18 protein-coding genes and 3 pseudogenes are annotated in these 17,042 nt (G+C 60.5%); 10 read left to right on the top strand and 11 right to left on the bottom strand.

Going from position 1 to position 17,042, the window contains the following annotated elements:
• A pseudogene (locus tag E4Q08_RS21515) lies at window positions 1-556 on the top strand (tyrosine-type recombinase/integrase); the annotation flags it as partial.
• A 318-nt stretch (window positions 557-874) separates the two neighbouring features.
• Here E4Q08_RS21515 and E4Q08_RS21510 read toward each other — a convergent pair.
• Both E4Q08_RS21510 and E4Q08_RS21505 read right to left on the bottom strand, forming a co-directional pair.
• Complete coding sequence (locus E4Q08_RS21510) at window positions 875-1,516, bottom strand: hypothetical protein (protein ID WP_169071883.1); 642 nt, start codon at window positions 1,514-1,516, stop codon at window positions 875-877.
• Window positions 1,517-1,581: 65 nt separating this feature from the next.
• The gene (locus E4Q08_RS21505) at window positions 1,582-1,905 is read right to left on the bottom strand and encodes a hypothetical protein (RefSeq protein WP_169071882.1); all 324 of its coding nucleotides are present in this window, start codon (window positions 1,903-1,905) and stop codon (window positions 1,582-1,584) included.
• A 130-nt stretch (window positions 1,906-2,035) separates the two neighbouring features.
• Between E4Q08_RS21505 and E4Q08_RS21500 the strand changes: the two are divergent.
• Window positions 2,036-2,704, top strand: a pseudogene (locus E4Q08_RS21500) (IS982 family transposase); the annotation flags it as partial.
• A gap of 47 nt (window positions 2,705-2,751) precedes the next feature.
• Here the strand turns inward: E4Q08_RS21500 and E4Q08_RS21495 are convergent.
• From E4Q08_RS21495 to E4Q08_RS21480, 5 genes and pseudogenes are all read right to left on the bottom strand, one after another.
• Window positions 2,752-4,602: a M6 family metalloprotease domain-containing protein gene (locus tag E4Q08_RS21495; protein WP_169071881.1), complete on the bottom strand. Its 1,851-nt coding sequence runs from the start codon at window positions 4,600-4,602 to the stop codon at window positions 2,752-2,754.
• Between the two features lie 4 nt (window positions 4,603-4,606).
• Window positions 4,607-4,930 carry a hypothetical protein gene (locus tag E4Q08_RS21490; RefSeq protein WP_169071880.1) on the bottom strand — a complete coding sequence of 108 codons (324 nt, stop codon included), beginning with the start codon at window positions 4,928-4,930 and terminating at the stop codon, window positions 4,607-4,609.
• Between the two features lie 386 nt (window positions 4,931-5,316).
• Window positions 5,317-5,670 (bottom strand): tyrosine-type recombinase/integrase, encoded by a 354-nt coding sequence (locus E4Q08_RS21485; RefSeq protein ID WP_308240196.1) that lies wholly within the window; start codon window positions 5,668-5,670, stop codon window positions 5,317-5,319.
• Window positions 5,662-5,772 (bottom strand): annotated as a pseudogene (locus tag E4Q08_RS25890) (group II intron maturase-specific domain-containing protein); the annotation flags it as partial. The pseudogene E4Q08_RS25890 and the gene E4Q08_RS21485, both read right to left, overlap by 9 nt.
• 18 nt (window positions 5,773-5,790) lie before the next feature.
• Window positions 5,791-6,078: an RNA-dependent RNA polymerase family protein gene (locus E4Q08_RS21480; protein WP_169071868.1), complete on the bottom strand. Its 288-nt coding sequence runs from the start codon at window positions 6,076-6,078 to the stop codon at window positions 5,791-5,793.
• 484 nt (window positions 6,079-6,562) lie between these two features.
• On the opposite strand from E4Q08_RS21480, the gene E4Q08_RS21470 reads away from it, so the two are divergent.
• Window positions 6,563-6,973: a hypothetical protein gene (locus tag E4Q08_RS21470; protein WP_169071878.1), complete on the top strand. Its 411-nt coding sequence runs from the start codon at window positions 6,563-6,565 to the stop codon at window positions 6,971-6,973.
• A gap of 67 nt (window positions 6,974-7,040) precedes the next feature.
• Here E4Q08_RS21470 and acuI read toward each other — a convergent pair whose 3' ends face one another.
• Window positions 7,041-8,024, bottom strand: a complete 984-nt coding sequence (gene acuI / locus E4Q08_RS21465; protein ID WP_169071877.1) for an acrylyl-CoA reductase (NADPH) — start codon at window positions 8,022-8,024, stop codon at window positions 7,041-7,043.
• 346 nt (window positions 8,025-8,370) lie between these two features.
• Here acuI and E4Q08_RS21460 point away from each other — a divergent pair, with 346 nt between their 5' ends.
• Window positions 8,371-9,339 carry a ParB/Srx family N-terminal domain-containing protein gene (locus E4Q08_RS21460; protein WP_169071876.1) on the top strand — a complete coding sequence of 323 codons (969 nt, stop codon included), beginning with the start codon at window positions 8,371-8,373 and terminating at the stop codon, window positions 9,337-9,339.
• Between the two features lie 105 nt (window positions 9,340-9,444).
• Here the strand turns inward: E4Q08_RS21460 and E4Q08_RS21455 are convergent, their stop codons facing one another.
• The gene (locus E4Q08_RS21455) at window positions 9,445-9,618 is read right to left on the bottom strand and encodes a hypothetical protein (protein WP_169071875.1); all 174 of its coding nucleotides are present in this window, start codon (window positions 9,616-9,618) and stop codon (window positions 9,445-9,447) included.
• Here E4Q08_RS21455 and E4Q08_RS21450 point away from each other — a divergent pair.
• The 5 genes from E4Q08_RS21450 to E4Q08_RS21430 all read left to right on the top strand — a co-directional run bounded on the left by E4Q08_RS21450 (window position 9,617) and on the right by E4Q08_RS21430 (window position 14,308).
• Window positions 9,617-10,651, top strand: coding sequence for a DUF4118 domain-containing protein (locus tag E4Q08_RS21450; RefSeq protein WP_169071874.1), 1,035 nt, complete (start codon window positions 9,617-9,619; stop codon window positions 10,649-10,651). The two genes, E4Q08_RS21455 and E4Q08_RS21450, sit on opposite strands and share 2 nt — an antisense overlap.
• Window positions 10,618-11,130: an ATP-binding protein gene (locus E4Q08_RS21445; protein WP_169071873.1), complete on the top strand. Its 513-nt coding sequence runs from the start codon at window positions 10,618-10,620 to the stop codon at window positions 11,128-11,130. The genes E4Q08_RS21450 and E4Q08_RS21445 overlap by 34 nt, the downstream gene beginning before the upstream one ends.
• On the top strand, window positions 11,127-11,816 hold the full coding sequence (locus E4Q08_RS21440; RefSeq protein WP_169071872.1) for a response regulator: 690 nt from the start codon (window positions 11,127-11,129) through the stop codon (window positions 11,814-11,816). The genes E4Q08_RS21445 and E4Q08_RS21440 overlap by 4 nt, the downstream gene beginning before the upstream one ends.
• 17 nt (window positions 11,817-11,833) lie before the next feature.
• Window positions 11,834-13,708 (top strand): potassium transporter Kup, encoded by a 1,875-nt coding sequence (locus E4Q08_RS21435; RefSeq protein WP_034919245.1) that lies wholly within the window; start codon window positions 11,834-11,836, stop codon window positions 13,706-13,708.
• 63 nt (window positions 13,709-13,771) lie between these two features.
• Window positions 13,772-14,308, top strand: coding sequence for a hypothetical protein (locus E4Q08_RS21430; protein WP_248595066.1), 537 nt, complete (start codon window positions 13,772-13,774; stop codon window positions 14,306-14,308).
• Here E4Q08_RS21430 and E4Q08_RS21425 read toward each other — a convergent pair.
• Entirely contained in the window at window positions 14,227-15,114 is an 888-nt protein-coding gene (locus E4Q08_RS21425; RefSeq protein WP_169071871.1) for an NRDE family protein, read from the bottom strand. The genes E4Q08_RS21430 and E4Q08_RS21425 overlap by 82 nt on opposite strands.
• A 10-nt stretch (window positions 15,115-15,124) precedes the next feature.
• Window positions 15,125-16,156 (bottom strand): CAF17-like 4Fe-4S cluster assembly/insertion protein YgfZ, encoded by a 1,032-nt coding sequence (gene ygfZ, locus E4Q08_RS21420; RefSeq protein WP_169071870.1) that lies wholly within the window; start codon window positions 16,154-16,156, stop codon window positions 15,125-15,127.
• 180 nt (window positions 16,157-16,336) lie between these two features.
• Here ygfZ and mltG point away from each other — a divergent pair.
• The coding region (gene mltG / locus E4Q08_RS21415) for an endolytic transglycosylase MltG (protein WP_169071869.1) at window positions 16,337-17,042 on the top strand (706 nt) is incomplete at its 3' end.

Below are 17,042 nucleotides of genomic sequence, written 5' to 3'. Positions count from 1 at the left end.
TGAGCAGTTGCCGGCATGGTTCGCCGCCGTGCGCCAGATTCCAGAATCCCCGTCATCGCCGCCTATCTCCAGACTGCGCTGCTGACTGGCGCGCGCCGTGAAGAGGTGGCCAGCTTGCAATGGGAAGATGTGGACTTCCAGTGGAAGGCGATGACGATCAAGGACAAGGTGGAGGGCGAGCGCACTATCCCGCTTATGCCCTACGTTGCCACGCTACTGGCCGCCCTGCCCCGTCGCAATGAATGGGTATTCAGCAGCCCCACGGCGGCATCTGGAAGGTTCAGGAACCGCGCATCATGCACAGGCCCTGACCGCTGCCGGTCTGCCAGGACTCAGCATTCACGGCCTGCGCCGTTCCTTTGGCACCCTCGCCGAATGGGTGGAATGCCCGGCTGGAGTCTCGGCGCAGATCATGGGCCACAAGCCAAGCGCGACCGCCGAGAAGCATTACCGTGTGCGCCCGCTCGACCTGCTGCGCATGTGGCACACCAAGATTGAGGCATGGATTCTCAACGAGGCAGGTATCGAGCAGCCCGCCGAAGCCGAGGCGCGCTTACGTGTCGAGCTTACGCTTCCGCCCACCGCCTTTTTTCGGAGCTTATCCCCCGTCGCCTTCTTCCGCTATGTCCAGGTCGGCCAGTCCTTGTCGGATCGTCTTGCGATCGATCTCAAACAACTGCGCGATGTACTGCTGGCCCCCATGCCCTAACTTGTCAGACTCCACCGCCGCGTACCGGCGACGATCCTTTTCCGATAGTCGCCGATAGAATTCCTTCATTCGCCGCTCTACGTCTTCCCGGTAATAGCCCACGCTGCATTCCCTTTGCTGTTTTCAGAACAACCAAGCAAGCAAGTGGCATGCCCGAGCGCACAGTCAAAACGGGAAGTTATTTCGTAGGCGTTCCCAAGCCTTCGCCGCCGTGCCGGCGATCGTCGTCCCTGCGGCCGTCAGGTAGTCGCAAACATGGTAGAAATCGACGAGGAAGTGGCCGTGGAGTCCGAACTGCTCACTCACTTGATCGGCAATCCATGCGGCGCCGTCGCTGACCGCATGGACCTGGGTCTTCCGCCCCAGTCCGGCCTGAACCGCCGTGCGCAATAGCGTCTCTCCGACCTGATCGGGCGGTCCCACGGTGGCGCCGAACACCGGGGTGACCGAGCCCGGCGGATCGACCAGACTCAATCGCGCTTCCTTCCAGCCCACTTGGCGGGTCTTGCGGCGGTCCACTTTCGCGCTCTGGTCGTTCGATTCGGCCATCTCCACAACGGGAATCATGCTCCCGTCGATCTCGGCGATCAGTTGCGCCACCCCGTCTCGTTCCGGGATCTGTGCCGCCGCTTTCGGGCACTCGTCGATCGTCTGAGCATGCTGCAAGACGATCGACCAGCACGTACTGGCGCACACCTCGATACCGTAATGCTCTTTCAGCTTCTGCGGAATGCGCGCCGCGGGTGCGTCCGCCCCAAAATCGACGATCGCTCGCTGCAGCAGCTCTGAGCAGCCCCGGCAGACCACCTCCGCCGAACGCGTGAATGGCCGGATCTCCGGCCCACGGGTCCCTTGCCGGAAGACCTGCTCCGCTACTTCGATCTGGCCGTACCGGGTCTGCCAATAGACGTTTTTTTTTCCTTCCGCTGCACGCCCGGTTGTTGCGCCACCTCTTCTTCCTTCCGCTGCGCTTGCCGTCGCGCCCAGCCGTGCAACGCTTCGTTGCCCAGCTGCCGCAATTCCTCCGTCACCCGCCGCTCCGCCTCCGCCGCCTTCTCGACATCGCCGGCCGCGTTCTCGACCACCGCCAACAAAGACTCCATCTTCGCCCGCAGCTCGGGATGATCTCGCAACCGATCTTCCAAACTCCGACTCGGCTTGAGTCGCCCCTCCATTTCCGACCATTGTTCTGACATGGGTTTCGCTCCACGTTGAAGTAACCCATGACTATTTACCTCACCTCCGGCCATTTGTCTAGTGCCGAATGCCACCGACCACCACCTCGCACCGGCGCCAGTCGCACTTCCGATTGCACCCATTTGGCCGCGCGGAGTATATCTGAACCAGGTATGCCGATACCTGCGCAGCGAGTTTCCCCGGCTACCGACCTATCAGCGGTGTGTCGAGTTGCTTCCACGCTGCGCGATCGCGCTGGCCGCCCTGTTCGAGGCGCTCACGGGCAAGTGCTCCGGAGTGTCGATTGCGGATTCGACTCCTATCTCCGTCTGCAAGAACTTGCGGATTCCTCGCCACCGGGTGTTCCAGGGCATGGCGGCGCGGGGCAAGAGTTCTACCGGCTGGTTTTTCGGTTTCCAACTCCCTTTGGTCATCAATCACTTGGGCGAACTGCTGGGCGTCAAGCTGACCCCAGGAAATGTCGATGACCGCAAGCCCTTGTGCGACTTTGCCGAGCGGCTCTTTGGCAAGCGGTATGCGGACAAGGGCTATATCGCCCAGTGACTGACCACCTTTCTCAAGGATCTCGGCATCGACTTCGTGACCCAGGTCCGGAAAAACAGGAAGCCCGTCGCCCTCGATCCCTTCGACCAGGCGATGCTACGGCAACGATCCCTCGTGGAAACCGTCATCGACGAACTGAAAAACCTCTGTCAGATCGAGCACACCCGCCATCGCTCGCCCATCCATTTCGCTGTCAATTTGCTGGCTGGCCTCATCGCCTATTGCCTGATGCCCAACAAGCCCAGACTACCGCTTCAGGACTTCCGCCGGCTCTCACCGTCCCCCAAACTTATCCGGCGGATCTACTTGAGTTCGATGTTCCAGCTACGCAGTATGCCGACGTCGGCCCGGGCGCGATCCGATACGTTCAATGTCCACGTTCCCATCATTGGTTGACCCACCATTCCGCTAAGAACACCTGACACTGCCGAGTCGAAGGTCGTAATCAGATTGTCCGCAGAACCACCAAGCTGCGGATGCAATATGACGCTCCGACCTGTAGGCGAGGTAAGGGCGACCCTTAGATCACCGATAAAGGTGTGCTGAATATTCACCCCGACCTTGATTTGGGTAACTGTGCCCGACTGCGCGATGACAATCGCACTCGAAATGCCTGCGGTCTTGTTGTCGGGAATGGTTGCCATCGGATTCTTCTGACCGGACGCCACCGAAACAACCGGCGCAGCGCCCACCTTGAACTTGATCTTTTCAGCCGGCGCAGTAATGTCCGAAATCACGAGTTGAGAATCGCGGCCGTCCCATTCTCGCGAATTGGGCACTGATGTGGCAGACAGCGCGATGCCCCCTATCGCACCGTACAGGTCGTTGCCGTCGCCGGCATTCACATCCAGTTCGAGGTCGCGGCGGCCGTCCGCCTGGAGCAAAGCGCATTGGTAGTGTTTCAAGGCGGTGCCCTGTTGCAATTCGTTCGATCCCATAATGTCGCAATGGTAGACCGCAAGGCCACTGGACGGTAAACCACGGTCAAAACCCATCCTGGTACGATTTTCAACCAAAAAATATTCGTTGGGCTTGGACGTACGGTACTTCATCACGGTATTGTAGTCACCACTGCGTGCCTCGTGGGTAGCGCTGGTAGCCAAATCGATCTCGTTATCGCACCAGCCTGCAAGGTCGCGCAGATAAGCACAAACCGGCGAGGGGCTGCGTCCGCCATCATTATGATTACCCGACCCCATCAGACAATAGCCACCTATGCCTGCGCTCTTCACGCTGTCGCCGTCGCGCTCGCCGTAATCGTACATGTCCGGAAATCGGCACAGCAGGTGGCCATTTTCGTGACAAAATGTGCCGATGGTCAAATCTGCTGGCGTGCGGCCAAGACTGGTCAGCAAATAGAGGTCGGTCCTCACCGTCCCGAAATGCAGATCAATGTGCCAGTTATGCGGCCAGAGCTCGCCACGATACTGGGTCTGACCCGCATAGAGCACGTTCAACGCATCCACGATGCCCTCATTGCGTGAATCGAACTGCGTGATATCCAACCCATCCGCCACGGCAAGCTGAAGCGCCTCCTCAACCAGCAGATTGTTGAAATAGAATTCGCGATTCCTGCTGAGCGTATAGGGGCCCACGACAATGTTGGTGTATTTAAGCTTACCTGACGACATGCGCTCAAAGTACTCTCGGGCCGAGCAAATATTGCCGTTGCGGGTGTAGTTCACCCCGTTCAACATGTCGTCCACGTCAGCACGCGACACGGTGCTCGCGACGTCCTGGAAATTCACCAGAATTGTAAGGCCCTTCACCGCGCCCGATGAAAGTGAGCGGCCCTCTAGCAGCCCCTGGTTTGGACCCAGCGTCCGTACCACTTCCGCCTCACGTTGACCGCCAGACATCGCGGCGCGGCGCAACTTGCGTGCGCTGGCGCGGGCGACAATGGTGTCCTGAGATTCCTGCAGATGCCGCACCAGCCCAGCAGGTACTGTTTCCGATAGCGGTATGCCCGTCGAGCGGAAACTTCCTGTCGATAGGCGCGCGTAACAAAATACGCCGAGCTCATCATCGTAGACGGCAGAGTAGCCGTCCATGTTCTCGTAGCGTGCGTAGTGCTCGTCGCCAAACACTTTGAGGGCGATTTCTGGACCCTTTGACTGACCGAAAGTCAGGACTTCACCGAATATTGCGCTCATTGCATTACTCCTTTTTGGGTGTAGCGCGCCCGTGCCGTTCCATTTGCAGAGTGCGCTCGTGGATTTTTTGCATCCTGACCTCGTCGGACTCCGTCACGTGTCGCTCAATGTCCGCTGGCTCTGGCGATGTTACGCCTACGCCTGTTGACTCAAACTTGCCGTTGACAACCCGTGCATAGCAAAACAAACCCAACATTTCGTCATAGATGACCGAGAACCCCTCAGGGGTTTCATAGGTGCCATAAAGTTCAGTGCCTCGCACGATGAGGTCAACATCCGGTCCATTGGCCTGAGCCAAAGACACCTTTTCGCCGAACATACCTACCATGCGAGAGGCCTCGTAAAGATTTATCTTGTTCGAGTGATCCTGACAAGTATCTAGTTGCGGCGCGCGGTTGCCTTAAAAACTGTAATCTCACTCCAAGTAACAAGTCTAGTCTTACTCAACACATTTGCAATATACTTTGGATGTAGGCAAAAACGAATGAATCGCAAGTCTCTACAAGAGCTCCTATTGTGTAGAGTCGAGATGTGAGCCGTAGGTTCGGCTTGTCTGTTTCCGTCCCTTTCGTCTGACGGTGCCCCAGTAGCCTGGCCATCGCCCCGTTTCCACATCCCGCTCATCGAACCGGACGTGCGGATATGTGGCGTTGCGAGGGCACGGCCATGATTCATCGAAGATCCAGTCCGCTGAGCGCCCCATAAATTTGTTGGTTACAGCGATCGAAGAAACGCCATCAGTGCCGGATCGTTAGCCCAACGTCGTGTTACCTTGGGGTGGTCGGTGACCTCGCATTTCAGAGTGTGGCCGCAACGATTAAGGAATCCGTGTTCTTGCGACAGACGAGCGCCAGCCAAGGCACGCAGCGCTTGGATGCTCTCCTGCCACAGCAGGTACTGGCGCTGCTTGCGTCCTTTGCCAACGATACGGACAGTGCCGGAAGTGAAATCAAGGTCACCGACCGTCCGATGGGCCGCTTCGCTGGCCCGTGCGCCCGTGTTATAGAGAAACAGCAGCAAGGCATGGTCGCGGTCGCCTTGAGATGTGCGCCGAACGTGGGAGTCGATGGCTCGATAGGCCGGACTGACTCGACCCAGGCAAAAATAGTTCGCCCAGCCGATCAGTTTCCGGTTCAGCCGCCCCACGACCACCTCGGCCTCCAGTATGGTCCGGCTGCGGTCGGTTTCCTAAATGATGTTTTCCACCATTCGTTTGACGCTTCTCGGCGAGGGCCGGGTGCCGATGTAGGCGCGCCCAGTTTTTTGGCTGTAGCACCGCTCGAAGGTGTATCCCAGGAAGTCGAACCGCTTTTGCGGTATTTGACACAGAGGTGTCTTGTCGTCGTTTACCGTCAGCTTCAGTTTCTCCATCATTCCGCGCATCGCATCCATGGCATCCTCTGCCCGGCCTTTCGCTTTGGCATGTAACGCGGTCCGCAGTTTCTGAACGCTTATCGGAGTTTGCAGGTTGCCCAATCTCGTGTCCCTTCCCGCTTCTTGCGTTGGTCTTGAACTGAGGCCCCTTTCCTCCATCGGCATTACCCGACTTCATCGGTACCACGGGCCTCTCCGCCACCCCATCTCGCCCAGCCTGTCCCTCGCGGGCGTCCGGTTGGTCTTGCGCTTGACCACGGGATGGGGCTTCCCGTGTTGCGTCTGCCTTCCTCTTCCACACATGCCGTCACCAATACCCCGGCGGAACCACAGACTGCGTTTCGCTCGCATTCGCCTGTGACATCGGCCTTCCCCGTATTCACGCCGGGTCGGCTTCCGCATCACCCTTTTCGAAGCCTGCACGGAGGCAGGATACATGCCGAGAACCGCGCTAATGGCGGGGCACGCTTCCTCATTTCTCTGCCTCGCCTCTGCTCGGTACACCGAATCGATGTCTGGTCACAAATGCTTACAAATCGCCCCAAGGAATCGTCATCGCCTGGCGCTTCCGGGCGTTATTTGATTCATGAAAACGACAACTACCTCCCTCTGCATCGTACTCGGCCTCGCGCTGGGTTGTTCAACTCCTGCTCTGGCCGATCGCGGCGACTATCGCGGCGACTATCGCGGCGATCACCGCGGCTACTACGCGCCGCCACAGCATGATCATCATCGCGGCCATCATTCGCGCGGATACGGCTGGGCTGCGCCGGCTGCCGTACTGGCAATTGCCGGCATCGCTGCCGGAGTCGCGGCCTCCAGCTACTACGCACCGCGCCAGGCGTATGTGGCACCGGCGCAGCCGGTCTATGTCGCACCGCAGCCGGTCTATGTGGAGCCGCCAAGCGCTTTCTGGAACTACTGTGGATCGCTCGGGCAGTATTACCCGAACGTTCGCCACTGTCCCGAAGGCTGGCAGCTGGTTCCGGCACGTTAAACGTCAGCGGTGCATGCGCCGATCCTCTCTGTCCGAGTAAGGGCATGCGGGGTCCTGTCGATGTAGATTATCGGCTGACATCGACGACGACCCGCCCACGTACCTTGCCGTCGAGCAATTCGCTGGCTACGGCGATGGCTTCGGAGAGACCGATTTCACGGGTCATCGCGTCGAGCCGGGCGATCTCGAGATCCTTGCCAAGACGCGCCCAGGCCTCCTTGCGCACCGCCAGCGGCGCCATGACGCTGTCGATGCCGTAGAGGGTGACGCCGCGCAGGATGAAAGGCGCCACCGTTGCCGGAAAGTCCATGCCGCCGGCCAGGCCACAAGCGGCTACCGCACCGCGATAGCGGGTGGTCGCACAGGCATTGGCGAGGGTATGGCTGCCGACGGTGTCGATGACACCGGCCCAGCGTTCCTTGCCGATCGGTTTGCCTGGCGTAGCCAGCTCCTGGCGATCGATGACTGCCGCCGCACCGAGTGCTTTCAGATGCTCGGCTTCGGCGCTGCGGCCAGTCGATGCCAGCACTCGGTAGCCGAGTTTGGCGAGCAGGGCGATGGCCACGCTACCGACTCCACCGTTGGCCCCGGTGACGAGAATTTCACCGTCCTGCGGCTGGATGCCGTGCCTCTCCAGGGCCAGCACGCAGAGCATGGCCGTGTAACCGGCGGTGCCGATGGCCATCGCCTGGCGCGCCGTGAAACTGCTCGGCAGCGCCACCAGCCATTCGCCCTTGACCCGCGCCAGCTCGGCCAGTCCGCCGCAATGCGTCTCGCCGACACCCCAGCCATTGAGGATCACCCGCTCGCCCACCGGCCAGGCCGGGTTGCTGCTTGTCGTAACCGTACCGGCAAAGTCGATTCCCGGCACCATCGGAAAGCGGCGAACGACCGGCGCCTTGCCGGTGATGGCCAGGCCATCCTTGTAGTTGAGCGTACTCCATTCGACATGCACGGTGACGTCGCCTGCCGGCAAGACGGTATCGTCGATCTGCTGGACTTGGGCCTGGTAAGCGGCGTCGTCTTTGGTGATCAGGATTCCCTTGAACATCGTGATTCTCTCCTTTGCTGAGTTGAATTGGGCCAAGCCACGACAAAGTAGCAAATAATTGCCTTCCAGGCAGGGCTTGTCGCAAGAAATCTCAAAAAGCCCACAGATTCCGAGTCGCCCGACTTTCCGGCGAGGCGACGAAGCAGGTGGAAAACGAATCGTTTACCCTGGATTGCCCCCAACAAGGCAACCCTGGTCCCCATTATCCTGCTTTGCTGGCCGTTGGTTGGCACCATTCAGAACGAGATTGACTTCGCCTGCAACGCCACCGATACTGCGTGCGGGCAGTTGCAATGCCTACAGGGATATCTTTTCTTGTACATTGGTTTAACAAAGGAGGGAAGACATGCGCGCAGTCACTATAATGCTTTCGGGATTTCTGGTACTGGGCCTCGCCGGCACCGCCGAGGCCAAGAAAGGCAAGGACGACGGGGGTGCAGCAGTCCCCGAATGCGGCAAGAACACCAAGGTCGCTCGGCTCAATGATGAGGGGATCATCACCCTCAAGGAAAAGAAGAAAAGAGGTTGCATCATCGACGTGAAAGCGCTCCATCCGACGCAGTCGGCGGTGGGAATGGACGCTGTCGAGTGCAAGGCAGCAAAGATATCGAGCAAGGCCAAGGCCGGAAAACTCGACGAGTATCTGCGCGAGGACAATCGCTGGGTTCCAATGGTGCGCGGTCCGGGCGGCATCTTCTACCTGACCGACCACCACCATCTCTCGACCGCCGTCTGGAATGCCGATATCAAGGACAAGGACAAGAAGGTCTATGCCTTCCTTCTCGCCGACTGGTCGAACATGAAGGAAGATGCTTTCTGGCAGCAGATGGTCAAACAGCACGACACCTGGCTGAAGGATCCCGCTGGCCAGGACATCACCCCCGCCCAGCTTCCCAAGAGCATCGGCAGCTTGCAGGATGACCCGCTGCGGACCCTCTCGGCCTGGGTGAGAGGAAGCTGTGGTTACGTCAAGTGCGATCCGCCCGGGGCCGCCAAGGACGAGGACGACCTGAGTTGTGCGGACAAGTTTCCGAATGTGACCTGCGCTGACGCCTACTTCCTCGAGTTCAAGTGGGGCGCCTACCTGGCCGGGGTTCCGGAGGTCAAGGATGCACTGGCGGGAGAGGCTTCCTGCTCGCAGCAAACCCCCCTGAACACCCAATGCCTCGACAATCAGTATGACAAGCTCAACAAGGCCCTGCCTGCGGCGATGCAAGCAGCGGCGGCACCTGCAGCGCAACAGGCGGTAGGCGAAGGCGCTGGCTACAATTCCGTTGTCCAGACCGGTATAGCGCAGCCCAAGCACTGCAAGTAGACGTCAATCGGAGGAGGCAAGCGAAGGGGGACAGAAGCAAAGGGCCAGGGTCACAGGTTTGCGTGCAAAGAACGAACCGACCCTGGCCGTCCGCAGTAACAGCAGTCAAGCTGATTGGTCGCTGCCGGTATCCCTTTCTGGCTTTGCAGCGGCCATGGCAATGATTCTGGTGGTGACGATCACATCGCCACGATGATCAGCAGCCGAAATGTTTACACCATTTTTACGTCCTGTTGACGACACTACAGGCATCTCCCCTTGACTCGGCAGTCCAGCCATGAAAACCCGCTCACCATCGAATTGGCAGCGCGCCCGTTATTTACTGGCTGCGGTGCTCTGCGTTCTGACGACGCTGGCTACAGTTCCGCTGCGCGAGGTGCTCGATCTTGCCAACATCGTGATGATCTTCCTGCTGACGGTGTTCGTCACCGCGGCATGGCTGGGACGCGGCCCGGCGGTAATGGCGGCGTTCCTTGGTGTGGCCTTGTTCGACTTCTTTTTCGTTCCACCACACCTTTCGTTTGCCGTGGCCGACGCACAGTATCTGGTGACCTTCGCCGTCATGCTGGCCGTCGGGCTGATCACTTCCCAACTGGCCGCCCTGCTTTCGGAGCGCACCCAAGAGGCGCAAGCGCGCGAACATGATACGCAAGCGCTCTACGATCTGGCCCGAGACCTTGGCGGCACCCTGACCGTCGACCAGGCCAGAGACATCGCACAGTGCTTTCTCGGTCGCCTCGATCTGGATGTCATCGTGCTGGTTGCCGACAACTCCCGGCCGGGCCTCCTGTTTCAGCAATATGGCGGTCGCCGCCTGAGCGAACTGGAACTGACTTTCGCACGTTCGACCTACGAACACCACACCCTGGTCGAAACCGATGCCCTCGCTGGCCTCGGCGTGGCGATCGTCTTTCTGCCCCTAGTGGCACCGACGCATATTCTCGGTGTCCTGGCACTGGCGCCGCGCAGCGATGACGTCGATAGCCTGCACTCGCAACGGCCCCTGCTGGAAGCGGTGGCATCGCTGCTGGCGATCACCCTCGAGCGTCTGCACTTCGCCGCTGCAGCGCAGCGCGGGGAAGTGCAGGTTGCGGCGGAGCAGTTGCGCACATCGATTCTGTCGTCGCTGTCGCATGACTTGCGCACCCCGTTGACGAGCCTGGTCGGACTCGCCGATACCCTGGCGAAGCCACCCCTGCCCGAAATGCCATCGAGACGGCCACCATCATTCGTGATCAGGCCCGCGCGATGCACCATCTGCTGTCGAATCTTCTTGAAATGGCCCGCCTGCAGGCGGGCAACATCCCCTTGAACAAGGAATGGCAAGCCTTCGAGGAGATTGTCGGGTCGAGCACACGCCTGCTCGCAGGACTTCTCGCCAGTCGTAAGCTTGAAATCGACTTGCCGAAGGATCTGCCGCTGCTGCACTTCGACGCCGTACTACTGGAACGAGTGCTGTGCAATTTGCTTGAAAACGCCGCCAAGTATTCCCCCGAGGGATCGCGTATCCAGTTGGTCGCGCGCACACGCGACAGCTTCCTGGAAGTCGCGGTCGGCAACGACGGCGCCGGCTTTCCCGTGGATCGACTCGACCAGGTCTTCGAGCTGTTTGCCAGGGGCGAGCAGGAGCCGGCGGTTGCCGGCACGGGCCTCGGGCTGGCGATCTGCAAGGCGATCATCATTGCCCATGCTGGCACGATTGTCGCCGAAAACCGTCCCGGCGGAGCTTGGGTGCGTTTCACTCTACCCCTCGGCACGCCGCCCGCCATGGAAGAAGAGGCTACGAGATGAGCGAGACGCAGGCGAGCGTGATCGTCGTCGAGGACGAACCGCAAATTCGCCGATTCGTATGCGAAGCCTTGCGCAGCGAGGGTTGGGCTTCGCTCGAGGCGGCTACGGCAAGACAGGGGCTAGACGAAGCCGCTCGCGGCCAGGCCGATCTGCTGATCCTCGACCTGGGCCTGCCCGACATGAATGGGATTGACTTCATCCGTGATTTGCGAGCCTGGTCACCACTGCCGATTCTCATCCTGTCGGCACGCTCGGCGGAACGTGACAAGATCTCTTCCCTCGATGCCGGTGCCGACGACTATCTTTGCAAACCCTTCGGCGTTGGCGAACTGCTCGCGCGGGCGCGTGCCCTGCTTAGACGCCATTGGCACAGCGGTGAAACCAAACCTCAACATCGCTTCGGCGACGTCGAGGTGGACCTCGCCCGCCACGTTGTCAGCAAGGGCGGCGTCGAGATTCACCTGACGCAGATCGAGTATCGCCTGCTGGCGGTGATGCTCGCCAACAGCGGCAAGGTGATGACCCATCGCCATCTGATGCAGGAAGTCTGGGGGCCGGGACATAGCGAACAGGCGCATTACCTGCGTATCTACGTCGGTCGCTTGCGCCAGAAGCTGGAGATCGACCCAGCGCAACCGCAACACATTCTGACCGAGACCGGTGTCGGCTACCGCTTTCAATCCTGAGAACCGAGGTAAGCATCATGTCTTCAACTACGGCGCAAAGCCGCCTGTCCGCGCTGTCGCTGTCTGCCCTTGGCGTCGTTTATGGCGACATCGGCACCAGCCCGCTGTATGCGCTGAAAGAGGTCTTCGGTGGCGCGCACCATCCCGTGCCGATCACGCCGGACAACGTGCTCGGGATTCTCTCGCTGATCTTCTGGTCGTTGATGATCGTCGTCAGCCTGAAGTATGTAACCTTCATCTCGCGTGCCGACAACAGGGGCGAAGGCGGCATCATGGCCCTGATGGCGCTGGCTTTGCGGCCAGCCGAGCTGGGATCGACGCAGCGCCGGATCATCGTCATTCTCGGCCTGTTCGGAGCTGCTCTGTTCTACGGTGACGGAGTCATCACGCCGGCGATTTCTGTACTCTCGGCGGTCGAGGGCCTGGAGGTGGCGACCCCTGCCTTCACGCCTTACATATTGCCGATCTCGTTGATCATCCTGATCGGACTGTTCGCAGTTCAGCGGCACGGAACCGGCACGGTAGGCAATCTTTTCGGGCCGATCATGGTGCTCTGGTTCTTGACGCTGGGCATACTCGGAATCCTCAGCATCGCCGACAACCCACAGGTGCTGCGTGCGCTGGGTCCATGGCACGCCTTCGCTTTCTTCGAGGACAACCCGATCCTCGGATTCTTTTCCCTGGGCGCTTCCGTGCTGGCACTGACCGGAGCCGAAGCGCTGTATGCGGACATGGGGCATTTCGGGCGCAGGCCGATCCAGCTCGCCTGGTTTGGCCTGGTCCTGCCAGCGCTGCTGCTCAACTACTTCGGCCAGGGCGCGCTGCTGCTGCGCGATCCGGAAGCCATCGCCAACCCCTTTTACCTGCTGGCTCCAGCTTGGCTGCTGTATCCGATGGTCGTGCTGGCCTCGGTAGCGACGGTGATTGCCTCGCAGGCGGTGATCTCCGGCGCTTTCTCGATTACCCAACAGGCCATGCAGCTCGGTTTCTCGCCGCGCATGGAGATCAGCCATACCTCGGACCAGCAGATCGGGCAAATCTACCTGCCGGCAATCAACTGGACGCTGCTGCTAGCCGTGCTTGCACTGGTCATCGGCTTTGGCAGTTCGTCGAATCTGGCCGCGGCGTATGGCATCGCCGTCACCGGCACGATGTTCATCACCAACCTGCTGGCTTTTGTCGTGGCGAGATACCTCTGGGGCTGGTCGTTCTGGCGCGCGTTTCTCGGCGCCTTGCCCTTCGCGTTCATCGATTTGGCCTTTTTCTCGGCCAACTCGGTCAAGATCGCCGATGGCGGCTGGTTCCCCCTGATTTTTGGCCTCGGCGTCTATCTGCTGCTGTCCACCTGGAAGCGCGGCCGCGATCTGCTCAATGAACGCCTGGCTGCAGATGTGATGGAGACCACGGGCTTCATCCACGGTCTTGAAGGAGTGACGCGCGTACCCGGCACGGCGGTGTTTCTCACGCACAATCCAGACAACCTTCCCCACGCCTTGCTGCACAGTCTGAAACATTACAAGGCCTTGCACCAGCGCGTCGTGCTGGTTTCGGTCAACATCCTGGACATCCCCCGTGCGGAGCCAAACCGCAGGCTGGCCGTGGTGCGCCTGCCGGGTGACTTCTGGCAGGTGAGGGTATTCTACGGTTTCATGGAGCAGCCAAACCTGCCAGACGCTCTTGCAGGATGCGCCGATTCCGGGCTCCGTTTCGACCCGATGGACACCTCGTTCTTCCTCGGGCGGGAAACGCTGATTCCACATTTGAAGTCCGACATGTGGTCCTGGCGGGCCAAGATCTTTGTCGCCATGTTCCGCAATGGGGGCAGCGCAGCAAGCTTCTTCGGTCTGCCGGCCAATCGCGTGGTCGAGTTGGGAACACAGGTCGTTCTCTAACGTTTGCGAATTTGCCCGGAGATCGCAGTATGATATCTGCCAACAAGCAGACGGACCGCCTCGATGAGCAGCAGACTGATCACCACCTGGAGCGACTATGACGGCGCCGTGCAGGAAATCCTGGATCGGTCGACCGCGACGCTACAGATTTTCGATGAAGACCTGGCGCCGCTCAGACTCGAAAGTCCTGAGCGAATTGCCGTGCTGCGTGGTTTGCTGGTGGCGCGGGAATCCCATCAGCGATTGACGATCGTCGTGCAGAAGCCGGATTTCGTCAGACAGTACAGCCCGCAGTTGATGCACCTGCTGACCGTTTATGCGCCGTCGCTGACGGTCATCCACTCACCACCCCACCTCGATAAGTTCAAGGATTCCCTGCTGATCGCCGATGGCAGGCACACGCTCATCCGTTTCCATCGCGATCATGCACGCGCCCGACTGATCCTCGATGACGTCCACGAGTGCACTCCCCATACCAAGCGCTTCGAAGAAATCGTCGCCGCCGCGCGGCGAGCCACTCAGTCCGACCACGCTTGGACTGTGAGGTCTACCCCTCCCATCTCGCGAGGGATGGGTCGGGGGAGAGGGAGACGGTCATGACTTTCATGATCAAGGGCGCTGGAGAAGTCATGACCGTTAGCGCTGAAGGTTTCGCAGCGTTCGTACACTTCGCCGATTGCGCATGCGTCGGCATCGAAACTGCGCTCGATCAGCGTGGTCTGCCCGTCGCGCTGCCTGGTGAGCAGCGTCGAGGCGCGGGTGCCGTAGTTTTCGGAGCGAACGAAAACCGCCGAGAGGATGCGCTCCCATTCGAGCGGCACGCCGGTTTCGGGCAGGTGGGCATCGGGAACGATTTCCTGATCGGCGAGCAGCGCGAAGAACGGCGCCGGCGCCGGCAGTCCCGACAGGGCTGCGGCAAAGGTCGCCTTGGCGCTGGCCAGCTTCGGCCAGGGGGTGTCGATGAGATGGTTGGATAGGCCGTAGATGCCCGGTTCAAGCCAGTGCGGCTGGCCGTCGCCGCGGTTGCTGAAATAGCCGAGGTGCTGCTCATCGCCGACGAAGAGATTGAAGCCGTTGTAGTCGGCCGCCGCCGCCGCGACCTCTGCCAGGTACGCCGCCGGGCTGGCCTTGCCGATCAGGAAATCGGCCACCAGGGCGCCGCGCGAGCGCGCATCGGGGTCTTGTTTGCCGCCTTCACGGTAGTTCGTCAGGGCGGCGAAACGCCGCGCACGGCTGACGCCCAGCCAGGTGCCACCGGCTTCGAGGTCGCGCCCGGCGAGCACCTGTGGGGCTTCTGGCCAGAATGCGGCGGGCGCTGCTGGGCGGGCGAAGAACTCGTCGCGGTTGGCTGCGACGACCAGCGGATAGTCGGAGTGCACCTGCCAGGCGAGGACAATCAGACACATCGTGGGATGCTCAAGTCGTAGTGACGGGGTGACGCACGGGCTGAAGGTCAAGGTGCGGGCCACCTGCGGCGGAGAGTTCGAGGTCCCCCGCAGCGACGAAATTCTCCTGGACGATGGCCAGGGCATCATACCCATCGAGGGGTGCCGGCGCGGCATTGACGATCATGCCACAAGGATGCTGGGGGTTGGCCGGGGAATAGATGGCATCGCCAGCAGCCATCGGTGTGGCCGCGTGTGCATGATAGAGGTGGCGCTTGACCTTGCCGAGATACTGTGTGCGGGCGACGATTTCCTGACCAGGATAGCAGCCCTTGTGGAAGCTGATCGCCCCGAGCTGCTCGAAATTGGCCATTTGCGGAACGAACTCCTCTTTGGTTCGCTCGCTGATCAGCGGCACGCCGGCCTGAATATCGAGCCATTGCCAGACGGTAGTGCCGACCGGGCGGGCCTGCGACGACAATTCCTGCCATACCGCCAGGGCGGCATCGCGATCGACGAGGATCTCGAAGCGGCTTTCGTCGAGGCGGACGACGGCCCCCGCAGCGAAAACGGCAGTGCTCAAGGGCGTCGCTGGAACCGGCAGCATGGCGGTCTGCAATACCGCTTCAGCTTGCGGACCGGCGAGACCGATCAGTGCGCAAGCGCCGGACAGGTCAATGATGCTCACCTTGCTGCGTAGAATGAACATCTGCAGGCGCTTGTGGATCGCTGGCAACAGGTCGGCAGACAACTGTAACAGGTAGTCGGAGCCGATGCGGAAAAGCAGGAAGCTGGCGAGCATCCGGCCTTTGGCCGAGCACCAGGCCGAATGCTGCGCCGCGTCGCTGTTCAGATGCTTGACGTCGCTGGTCAATTGATTGTGCAGAAAAGTGGCCGCTTCAGGGCCGCTGACCTGGATCACGCCGAGATGACTCAATGGCACGACGATTGTCGTCGCCGCGGCTGCCGCCAGTTCTGCAGCGGCATCGCCGAAATCGGTGACCCAATCCTTCTCGATGCGTGCACCGGAAGTACCCAGAATTTCCTGCCAGATCGAGCTCATTGTTGCCTCATCTTCATCCAGTAGTGAGCGTACAAACCCCTGGCCTGCGGCCCTTGCCCGCATGGACTGCGATCAGAAACGCGGGAGTTCGGTTCAGGGCGGGGTGTTTCGGCTATTATAGAGCCACTCGAAGTCCATTCTCCCTGTTCCAGCCCCGCAGCCTGTCGGTTCGCCGGATTGATGCGCAAACTCCTCAGTCGCCTGTTCGTTTTAATTGCCGTTGTGTGCGCGCTGCTGAGTGCGCTGATCGCCAGCGTGCTGCTGACGCCGATCGGTCTGGAACGTGCGACGGTCGATTTCACGATCACGCCCGGTAGCAGCCTGCGTACCGCGATCCGAGAGATCGCTGCGGCCGGTGTCGAACTCGATCCCTGGGCGCTGGTCCTGCTCGCCAGGCTGCTGGGCGTCGAAGCTTCGATCAAGGCCGGCAGCTACGAAATCGCCCGCGGCGTGACACAACTGCAATTGTTGAGGAAACTGACCCATGGCGACTTCACGCAGGCGGAACTGGCATTCATCGAAGGGTGGACCTTCCGGCAAATGCGCGAGCGCCTCGATGCGCATCCGGACCTTCGCCATGAAACCACGGGTATTCCCGAAGCCGAGATCATGCGCCTGCTGGGCGCACCACAGGTGGCCGCCGAGGGACTCTTCTTTCCCGACACCTATCTTTTTGCCAAACGCAGTAGCGATGTCGAACTGCTGGCGCGTGCCTACCGCGCGATGCAGCGGCATCTGGAGCGCGAATGGTCCGCGCGGGCGGCTGCTCTGCCGTATCGTGATCCCTACCAGGCCTTGATCACTTCGATCGTCGAAAAGGAGACCGGGCGCGAACAGGATCGCTCGCTGGTGGCCGCGGTGTTCGTAAACCGTTTGCGCCAGGGAA

This window comes from Candidatus Accumulibacter contiguus (assembly GCF_012940005.1).
GTDB classification, from domain to species: Bacteria; Pseudomonadota; Gammaproteobacteria; order Burkholderiales; family Rhodocyclaceae; genus Accumulibacter; species Accumulibacter contiguus.
This window is presented reverse-complemented; position numbering and strand designations above follow the sequence as displayed.